We start from the raw sequence: 9,890 nt of genomic DNA on the forward strand, positions 1-9,890 counted from the left end.
GGCAGAAGAAGAGACAAAAGCTCTGCTGTCAAGCGGGTGAGGAAACCCCACCCGCCTGCGCGGTGGGGTAGTTCATAACGACTGTAAACACAATTCACCAATACAGTGCAGCGCTTCCCACCGATTAAGCTAAGTCGTCGTAGGGGAGCTTGCTAAGAATAAGGTGAGCTTGCCTTGCCATGGGTTTAGCCGGGGCCGGGATCCCAGCTTACCTGCTCAAGAACCCACCGGCAGCACCCCCGTTTTCACCTGGAAGGTGCGCGCCTGCCCATCGCGGATGACCCGCAGCGTCAGCTTCTTACCCACCCCTGCGGCTTCCACCAACTGCTGTACCTGCTCGGCGTCGCGAATGGCCTGGCCGTCGATCTCGACAATGACATCCCCTTCCTGCAGGCCAATTTGCTCAGCGGGAGATCCGGGAATCACCTGCCCGATCAACACCCCTTCTTGCACCGTCAGGGGGGTGGGGCGGGCCGGGTCGCGGTTGAGGCGCGCCACCAAATCGGGATCGAGGGTAATCATGCGAATGCCCAGGAAGGCGTGGTCCACCCGACCATCGCGGATCAGTCGCTCGGCAATTTCCATGGCGCGGTTGATGGGAATGGCGAAGCCCACCCCTTGGGCCCGCTGGAAAATAGCTGTATTCACTCCAATAACCCGACCTTCTGCATCCAGCAGGGGACCGCCCGAGTTGCCGGGGTTGATGGCCGCATCCGTTTGCAGGAACGTCACCCGCTTGTTGGCGGCCCCAATTTGGCCAGAGGAGCGCCCGACGGCGCTGATGATCCCCGCCGTTACGGTGTTGTCCAGGCCCAGCGGGTTGCCGATGGCGATGGCCCAATCTCCTGGCCGCACCCGGTCGGAGTTGCCCAAGGTAACGGTGGGCAGATTTTCGCCCTCGATCTGGATCACGGCGATGTCGGTCACCGGATCGGAGCCTTTGACTTGCCCTTCAAAGGTGCGCCCATCCAGCAGATGAACCCTAACCCGCTCGCTACCCTCCACCACGTGGGCGTTGGTAAGGATGAGGCCGTTGGCGTCGATGATGAATCCGGATCCGGTGCCTTCCTGCTGAAACTCCTGCGGCAGTTGCGGGATTTGTCCCCCAAAGAAGCGGCGGAACAGGGGCTGGTTAAACAGCTCGGGATCGATGGGGCTGGCTATGGTGCGGGTGGCGTCGATGCGCACCACCGCTGGGCCGACCTTTTGGGCAACAGCGGCAATAAAGTTGGAGGGATGTACGGCATCGGCAGGAGAAGCAGAACCTTCGGCTGCGGGACGGGACACCGACGAGGGCAGAAGGGATCTCATTTCTTCGTGGATCTGCCGCGTCCAGCTGGCAAGAGGAGTTTGCTGCAACCATTCCTGCCCCCTTGGCGAGGACAACCAAACTCCGTAGGCAACGCCGCCGCCAAACAAAGTCATTGCCAGAAGTGTTTGCCGTAGAAGCCGCGCCATGATCCCTCCCAAAGCTAAGCCGTATCGCCGAGAAAACAAATGCGAAGATGGAAAGAACCTGCGCCAAATCTGCCAACTGACGCCAGCCCAGTCCAACCTTACGTCTATTCTACCCACCCTCACCCATTCCTCTAGATTGGTGAGAGCTTTGGGCTCAACTTAGCAAATCTGGTGGGCAACGGCAGTGCTCAAAGACCCAATGACACTCGTCCATTCGAGTAAGCTCCCTTCTTTTTTGCCCCAGGGGCGAGATCCGTGGCAGCGCCACCGCGCCTGGATGCAGTTGGCCCTGCAAGAAGCCGAGCGGGCGGGAGAAGCTGGGGAGGTGCCGGTGGCTGCCCTAGTGGTGGGGCCGGGGGAAGAGTTGTTGGCCCTGAGCGGCAACCGGCGGGAACGGGATCGGGATCCCACGGCCCACGCAGAGATTTTGGCCCTACGGCAGGCAGGGCAGCGCCTGGGCGACTGGCAGTTGCAAGGCTGTCGGCTATATGTCACCCTCGAGCCCTGCCCCATGTGTGCGGGGGCGATTAGCCAAGCGCGGCTGGCCCAGGTGATCTACGGTGCCGACGATCCCAAGGCCGGCGCGCTGCGCAGCGTGCTCAATGTGCCCGCTTCTGCCGCCAGCTTCCATTGCCCAGAGGTCATCGGTGGGGTTTGCGAGGCCGAGTGTCGTCGCCTGTTGCAGCAGTGGTTTAGCCGCCGGCGGGGGATCCCCCTGGCAACCTAATGGGGAACTTGGGCGACAAAAAGGTCGGCTTGAAGTCGTGCATCCGCGAGAGGTTTTTGATACTGTCATATCGGCTAAGGCCTCCGGCCCGCTAACGCGAGCGGCTGGCCGGGATCCCCTAGGACAGGCAGCGGCTTGAGTTTCGGGTGGGTTTTGAGATCTGCCTCCTCAGGCCTTGCTTTGTAGATTTTCTGGTGGATCCCTTCTTCCCCCATCGGTGGGCATGGAATCCGCTGCTCATAGGTGGTCTCTACCCAGAGGAGTGACGTGTGAGTGTAGCCCTCTTTTCCTCTCCGGTTGTGTCTCCGCTGCCCTCGGCTTGGCTGAGGGGGATCGGCCTTCTGGTCTGGGCCTGGCTCTGCTTGGCCTTCCCGGTGCAGGCGCGGGTGCTGCTGCGGGTGGGGATTGCCATCAACAAGCCGCAGGTCAGGCTTGGCAGCTCTGCCCCGGCCCGCCTGTTGGATGCCCAGGGACGGCCACTGGCCGAAGTTCCGGCCATGCAGCCGCTGCAGGCCAGCCGGATAGGCTCGGCGGTCAGTTTGGCTGGCCAACAGGGAGAACGCCTTTACCTACAGCCCACCACCCCCGATGGGCTGGTGTTCATCGACCAGAACTGGTACCGCGGCTGGGTGGAGCTGATCCCCGGCGAGAGTGGGGTGATCGCCATCAACCAAGTTGGCTTGGAGGACTACGTTTCCAGCGTGGTGGGCAGCGAGATGGGGCACCGTTTCCCGATGGAGGCCCTCAAAGCCCAAGCCGTGGCCTCCCGCACCTATGCCCTCTACCACCGCAGTCGTCGCTCCCAGCAGCCTTTCGACTTGGGAAATGGCATCGATTGGCAGGTTTACAAAGGGGTGGCTGCCGAATCCAACCGCACCCAAGCGGCAGCCCGCGAGACGGCTGGCCAGGTGCTTATCCACCAGGGGCAGTTGATCAACGCGGTTTTCCACTCCTCCAGCGGCGGCCACACGGATGATGCCGGCAATGTTTGGCTAGAGTCGCGGCCCTACTTGCAGGGGGTGCCGGATTTCGACCAGCAGTCACCCGTGTTTAGCTGGACGGCTACCATTTCTGCCCAACAGCTCCAGCAGTTGGCTGACGGGATCGGGGCGATTCGCTCCGTCGAGATCCTGCGCCGATCCCCTTGGGGACGGGCCATCACCCTGCGCCTGCTGGGATCCCAAGGCAGCAAAGACGTCAGCGGCAGCGAATTCCGGCGGGCCCTGGGGTTGCGCAGCACGATGATCGCCATCAGCCCCCGCGGGGAGACGGCCACCACAGCCAGCCTGACCCCTGTTGCGGCAACCTTCCCGGCTTTCTTCGAGATCCAAGGGCGCGGCTACGGGCACGGGGTAGGCATGAGCCAGTGGGGAGCTGCCGCCCTGGCCAGCCAAAACTACTCCTACCAACAGATCCTCAGCCACTACTACCGCAACACCCGCCTGGCCGTGGTGGAGGGACGCTAGAGCTCAACTTCGGGAAAAGACCCAGAAAATAACCGATTGGTAGCAAAAGTAGCTGTAGTTTTTGAGGGTTTGTGGGTAGCAACATTTTGATTGCTCTGGAGAGGTTTCCTGAGAGTTCGGTGGGGTTCTGCAGATCTTGTCAACTCTGATGCCACACCATCTCTTGAGTGCGGCGGAATCGAAAGCTGGTCTGCTGGTGGTCGCTGTCTTTGAGGGCTCCACGCCACTGTGGCAAGATCGAGGAAAGCCCCGCAAAAGCTGAGTTGCGTCTCCCAAAGATTTTGTAGAAATCTTGAATTCTCTTTTGCGGATCCTCAGGATCGACTCAATAATTATTAATTGAGATACGTTTACGGGGATCGACCTCTACCTCTTCTTTTTCGAGCCCATAGCTTTAACCTCAGGTATCTGCCCTATGTCCCTTGCCACCTTAGCCCCCGCTTTTCCTGAACGTTGCCCGGCGCTGCCGCAGGCGCTTACCCCTTTGTGCGAGATTGCCCGCAACTATTGGTGGACTTGGAACCCCGATCATCTCACCATTTTTCGGGAAATGGATCCCACCCTGTGGGAAAAAACCTCCCATAACCCGGTGCGCATGCTAGAGGAGGTCTCTTACTTACGCTTGGCGGCCTTGGCTACTGACGTCAACTACCTCAACACGCTCAATCGCATGGTGCAGGCCTATCGCAAGTACATGGCGGCCGAGGATACCTGGGCCAGACGCACCATGAAAACCTACGACTGGCAGCGCCCCATTGCCTACTTCTGCGCTGAGTATGGCCTACACGAGTCTTTGCCCACCTACTCCGGAGGCCTGGGCATGTTGGCCGCCGATCACCTCAAGTCCGCCTCCGATCTGGGGGTGCCGCTGGTGGGTGTGGGACTGCTCTACCGCCAAGGCTACTTCCAGCAGCGCCTGGACAACAGCGGCTGGCAAGGGGAGCTCTACGAAGATTCTCAGTTCGAATCGCTGCCCCTGACGCTGGTGCGGCAGCCGGACGGCAGCCCTCTGTTGGTGGAAGTGGTAATGCGGCAGCGGCTGGTGAAGGCACACGCCTGGCGGGTGGATGTGGGCCGGGTGCCCCTCTTCCTGCTGGATACCAACCTGCCGGAGAATGATCCCATCGACCGCTGGATTACTGCCCATCTCTACGGCGGCAGCACCGATACGCGCATTGCCCAGGAGTGTATCCTCGGCATCGGGGGGGTGCGCCTGCTGCGCCAGTTGGGCCTGGATCCCATGGTCTATCACATGAACGAGGGGCATGCCGCCTTCTTGACCCTGGAGCTGCTGCGAGAGGAGGTGGCGCGGGGCACGCCCTTTGAGGCAGCAGAGGCCAAGGTGCGGGAGAAATGTGTGTTCACCACTCACACGCCGGTGCCGGCTGGCCACGATGCTTTCAGCCCCAACGAGATGGATGCCTTCTTTGCCTCTTTCTGGCCACAACTGGGCTTGACGCGGGAGCAGTTTTTGGCTCTGGGAGCGCGGCGCGGCGGGGATCCCTGGGAGCCCTTCAACATGACGGTGCTGGCCTTGCGCTATGCGCGGGCAGCCAATGGGGTGAGCAAGTTACATGGGCGCGTCTCTCGCCAGATGTGGCATGTGCTCTACCCCGAGCGCTCGGTGGATGAGGTGCCCATCGGCTCCATTACCAACGGGGTTCACGCCCGCACCTGGGTTGCCCCCCTCTTCTGGAACCTCTACGACCAATACCTGGGTCCCGACTGGCCGGAGCGGGTATCGGATCCGGAGCTGTGGGCCAAGGTGGAAGAAATTCCCGATGAGGAGCTGTGGCGGCGCAAGGAAGCCCTGCGCGAGCGGTTGGTGTCTTTTACCCGTCATCGGGTGTTGCGGGCGCGGCGCAACCGCGGCGAAAGCAACGAGCGCATTCAGGCTGTCAACCAGTTGTTGGATCCCAAGATCTTGACGATTGGGTTTGCCCGGCGCTTTAGCACCTACAAGCGGGGAGATCTAATCCTGCGAAATTTGCAGCGCGTCACTCGCATCTTCACCAACAAAGAGTACCCCGTGCAAATTATCTTTGCCGGCAAGGCGCACCCGCGGGACGAAGAAGGCAAGCGTCTGATCCAACGGGTGGTGGAATGGTCGAATCGACCTGAGGTGGCTCACCGGGTTGCCTTTATTGAGAATTACGATGCCTACGTCAGCCGCAATTTGATCCAAGGAGTGGATCTGTGGCTCAACACCCCGCGGCGTCCTCTGGAGGCCTCCGGCACCTCCGGGCAAAAAGTGGGCTTCAACGGGGGGCTTAACCTATCTGTTTTGGATGGCTGGTGGCCCGAAGGCTACAACGGCCGCAATGGCTGGGCCATCGGCCAAGAAATCGAAGGCCTGGACCCAGCCACCCAAGACGATCTGGACGCCAACTCCCTCTACGATGTATTGGAATACGAGATTATCCCCATGTTCTACGACCGGGATGAAAAAGGGATCCCGCGCCGCTGGATTGCCCGCATGAAAGAAGCAATCCGCACCCTCAACCCGGTTTTCAACACCGACCGCATGGTGGCTGAGTACGTGTTGAAAATCTACGAGCCTCAGCCCCTGGAAGCAGAGGTGAGCCGGACTTTCTCAGGTTCGGCTGTGGTCAGCTAGGATCCCCCAGCCCCTCTCCCAGAGGAATGGCCCTCACCCCCAGCCCCTCTCCCAGAGGGAGAGGGGAGATGGCTATCATCATGCGAAAAGTGAGATCCCTGCCCTCCTCAAGGGGAAAGGCAGGGATCCCAGGTCTAGGCGCTGGCGTTGAGGGTTACCGGGAAGGTCAGCGGCTCCGGCTCCTCCTCAGGCGGCAGCATCACCACCTCTGAGCTATCGATGATTGCCTGCAGCTCTTCTCCATCGATGGTTTCGGCCTCCACCAAGCGGCGGGCGATGCGATCCAAGAGGGCGCGGTTTTCCCGGATCAGGTAGGTGGCCCGCTGGTAGGCCTCATTCACCAGTCGCCGCACCTCTTCGTCGATGAGGGCCGCCGTCTCCTCAGAGAAATCCCGCTCGGCAGCAATCTCACGGCCTAGGAAGATGTTGCCATATTGGCGGCCCAGGGCCACGTTGCCTAGGCGGTCACTCATGCCAAAGCGGGTGACCATGTTGCGGGCAATGCGGGCCACCTGCTGTAGGTCGCTGGCTGCCCCCGTGGTCACCTCCGCCTCGCCATAGACGACCTCCTCCGCCACCCGGCCCCCCAGGGCAACAGTCATCATGTTTTTCAAGTGGGCACGGGTGGTCAGGCCCATGTCGTCATCGCTAGGCATAAACCAGGTGAGGCCGCCTGCCTGGCCACGGGGAATGATGGTGACCTTTTGAATGGGATCGTAGTTGGGCAAGAGGGATCCCACCAGGGCGTGTCCTGCCTCGTGGTAGGCCACCAGCTCCTTGCGCCGCTCGCTCATGAGGCGATCTTTCTTCTCTGGGCCAGCCAGCACCCGATCCACGGCGTCGTTGATCTCGTCCATCGAGATCTCCGTGAGGTTGCGGCGGGCCGCCAGGATGGCCGCTTCGTTGAGCAGGTTGGCCAGGTCTGCGCCGGTAAACCCAGGGGTGCGGCGGGCCAATTTCTCCAGATCCACATCGGCGGCCAGGGTTTTGCCGCGGGCATGCACTTTGAGGATCTCCAGGCGGCCCTGGAAGTCAGGGCGATCCACCGTTACTTGGCGGTCAAAGCGACCGGGCCGCAGCAGCGCCGCGTCCAACACATCGGGGCGGTTGGTGGCGGCGATAACGATGATGCCGGAGTTGCCCTCAAAGCCGTCCATCTCGGTCAGCAACTGGTTCAGGGTTTGCTCCCGCTCGTCGTTGCCACCTCCCAAGCCGGCTCCCCGCTGCCGACCCACGGCATCGATTTCGTCGATGAAGACAATACAAGGGGCATTTTGCTTGGCCTGCTCGAACAGATCCCGCACCCGCGAGGCCCCTACCCCAACAAACATCTCCACAAACTCGGAACCGGAAATGGAGAAGAAGGGCACACCCGCCTCTCCGGCCACAGCACGGGCCAACAGGGTTTTACCCGTACCTGGGGGGCCAACCAGCAACACCCCGCGCGGGATCCTAGCGCCTAGAGCGTTGTACCGCTCAGGGTTTTTCAAAAAGTCCACTACCTCCGCCAGCTCCAGCTTGGCCTGGTCAACGCCGGCCACATCGTTGAAGGTAACCTGAGTTTTTGGCTCCATCTGCACCCGCGCCCTCGACTTGCCGAAGTTGAGCGCTTGGCTGCCAGGGCCGTTCTGGGCTCGGCGCAGCAGGAAAAACAGGCCAAGCAGCAGCAGGACGGGCAAGAGGAAGGTGCTGAGGATGCGCCCAAGCAGACCCTCCTCCTGAACCGGGCGCACCGCCAGCTCCACCCCTTGGGAAAGCAAGGTGTTCTCAAAATCGGGGGTGAGGGGAGGCAGGTTGACCTGCACTTGGGTGGCGCGGTTGTTGATTTCCGCCTCGGCAATGGCGATTTGGCGGCCATCGGGGGCAATCTCGACCAAGACTTTGCTGACCTCGCCCCGTTCCACGCGGCTCATTAGGTCGGAGTAGCTAATCTCCAGACGCTCAGCCGGACGGGTGCCGAAGAAGGTTGTGGCCAGCGAGATCAAGACAATGGCCAGCAACGCATACAACCCGGCACTTCTCCATTTTTTGTTTTTACCTTTCTGACTCACGGAAGCATTTCCTCCCAAAGGGTGCTTTTTATCGAACTCACAGATGGCATCTGGGGTCGAGTGGATTCCTGCAACGATAGACTATTAATTAATATTAACCCGGCTAAGAGGCCGGGGAGAATAGTCGAAGATCCGTAGGATCGCGCACTTTTGTCAACGGGCTTGCGGCTAGGATCGGGGGCGAAAGGGCGGCATTTCCCCTCTTTCCTTGGTTTTCTAGGGAATCCCCATGTTGACTCAACTGCGCCAACTGAGCCTGGCTGCCGACGGACGCTACCTCAGAGATGAAGAGATGCAGTTCATGGAGACCTACCTGGCCTCCTTTGAGCTGCGCCTGGGCGCCTATCGCAAAATCCAGGAGGCGGAGGCCGAGATCATCCGCGAGGTGGAGGCAAAGCTGCGGGCCTTGGATCCCTACTTGCTCATGCGGGGAGTAGAAGACTTCAGCAACAAATGGAAGGCTGACACGGTGCGGGTTTTGCGTCTCTCAGCTTTGGCCATGCTCCTAGACGATGAGCAGCGCTACAAGGAGCGATTTCTCTACTGGTTTCAGACCTTGATGCGGGCCTTCCGCACCCAGCGCAGTTGTGAGGCCACCTACCGCTTCTTGCAAGAGGTGATAGCCAAGTACCTCACCCCCGCGGAGTTTGCTTTGATCCAGCCGATCCTGGAAACCAACCGTACCCTGCTGGGTCTCACCTAGGCTGCAGTCTCGGAGGAGGGGCTCGACTCGATCACCTCCAGCTCGTCGGCCTGCAGATGGGCGCGGAACTTATTCCCAAACTGCACCTGAAAGGGAAAATTAGCGCTGATCGGGCGACCGTTCCAGTCTTGGATCACAGCCGTCACTTCTCCCTCCATCCCTTTGAGGTCAAAAGGTTGATTGCGATGCTCCGGGTGGTGATAGACGATCACGCTGGTACGCACCCGCACTCGATCTCCGACTTTCATCACACACCATTACACGGCGCTGTTAGGAGCCGTGCCCTCCAACCGTTGAACGTCAAAAATTAGCAATCCCCCAAGTTGGCATTTTGCCATAGCTGCTTGCCAGTAGCGACCTCATGCAAACTCCTTCGAGTGGTTGCCCTCCGGCGTTCCTTGCGAAGCTTGGCCAGGCTGGTCTCGCGCCCAGCTTGCAGTTGCGAGGCTGGCATTGCTACTCCTGCCAATTGCTGACCAAGAGCCCCAAGCCCGCTGACGCGATCAGTCGGGGTACTTAGCCTCGTAAACTACCCGACTCCGACCGCTAAGCGGTACGGAGCGGGCTTAAGCGCTACGCGCCGCTGACGCCAACGGTAGCCCTGCAGTTGGCAAGCCAACCACGGGCCTCCAGGCCGGTTTACAGCGACCCCCAAAAGGGCAATCCCGTTAGCACCGTGCAAATCTGCATCCCCTTCCCAACCACAGGCCGGGTTCACACAACGAAAATGCTTCCCTTCCCGCTGCCCAAGCCACAAATACCGGTGGCAGGTCTGCGAGCTGTAGGCAGGTGGCACCACCACAACCTGGATCCCTGCTCTGGCGGCCTTGTAGTGCACAAACTGCCGCAACGGGTAGAACGCCCCTCG

At 60.6% G+C, this 9,890-nt stretch carries 8 protein-coding genes; 4 read left to right on the forward strand and 4 right to left on the reverse strand.

Annotation, left to right across the window (positions count from 1 at the left end; translation table 11 throughout):
• Positions 1-216 precede the first annotated feature (216 nt).
• Positions 217-1,458 carry an HhoA/HhoB/HtrA family serine endopeptidase gene (locus NW845_RS11225; protein WP_414378592.1) on the reverse strand — a complete coding sequence of 414 codons (1,242 nt, stop codon included), beginning with the start codon at positions 1,456-1,458 and terminating at the stop codon, positions 217-219.
• Between the two features lie 199 nt (positions 1,459-1,657).
• Between NW845_RS11225 and NW845_RS11230 the strand changes: the two genes are divergently transcribed.
• From NW845_RS11230 to glgP, 3 genes are all read left to right on the forward strand, one after another.
• Positions 1,658-2,185: a nucleoside deaminase gene (locus NW845_RS11230; RefSeq protein WP_414378594.1), complete on the forward strand. Its 528-nt coding sequence runs from the start codon at positions 1,658-1,660 to the stop codon at positions 2,183-2,185.
• A gap of 269 nt (positions 2,186-2,454) precedes the next feature.
• Positions 2,455-3,651, forward strand: a complete 1,197-nt coding sequence (locus NW845_RS11235) for a SpoIID/LytB domain-containing protein (protein WP_414378596.1) — start codon at positions 2,455-2,457, stop codon at positions 3,649-3,651.
• Between the two features lie 415 nt (positions 3,652-4,066).
• The gene (gene glgP, locus NW845_RS11240) at positions 4,067-6,268 is read left to right on the forward strand and encodes an alpha-glucan family phosphorylase (protein ID WP_414364945.1); all 2,202 of its coding nucleotides are present in this window, start codon (positions 4,067-4,069) and stop codon (positions 6,266-6,268) included.
• Between the two features lie 134 nt (positions 6,269-6,402).
• On the opposite strand, the gene ftsH is transcribed toward glgP, so the two are convergent.
• A complete protein-coding gene (gene ftsH, locus NW845_RS11245; protein ID WP_414364944.1) occupies positions 6,403-8,319 on the reverse strand; it encodes an ATP-dependent zinc metalloprotease FtsH in 1,917 nt (638 codons plus the stop codon).
• A gap of 229 nt (positions 8,320-8,548) precedes the next feature.
• On the opposite strand from ftsH, the gene NW845_RS11250 reads away from it, so the two are divergent.
• Positions 8,549-9,022, forward strand: a complete 474-nt coding sequence (locus NW845_RS11250; RefSeq protein WP_414364942.1) for a phycobilisome protein — start codon at positions 8,549-8,551, stop codon at positions 9,020-9,022.
• On the opposite strand, the gene NW845_RS11255 is transcribed toward NW845_RS11250, so the two are convergent.
• Positions 9,019-9,270: a ferredoxin-thioredoxin reductase variable chain gene (locus tag NW845_RS11255; protein ID WP_414364941.1), complete on the reverse strand. Its 252-nt coding sequence runs from the start codon at positions 9,268-9,270 to the stop codon at positions 9,019-9,021. The genes NW845_RS11250 and NW845_RS11255 overlap by 4 nt on opposite strands.
• Before the next feature lie 281 nt (positions 9,271-9,551).
• Positions 9,552-9,890: zinc ribbon domain-containing protein (locus tag NW845_RS11260; protein ID WP_414378598.1), on the reverse strand; the 339-nt coding region annotated here is incomplete at its 5' end.

Origin of the sequence: Synechococcus sp. H60.2, assembly GCF_047462315.1 — a bacterium.
GTDB lineage: Bacteria > Cyanobacteriota > Cyanobacteriia > Thermostichales > Thermostichaceae > Thermostichus.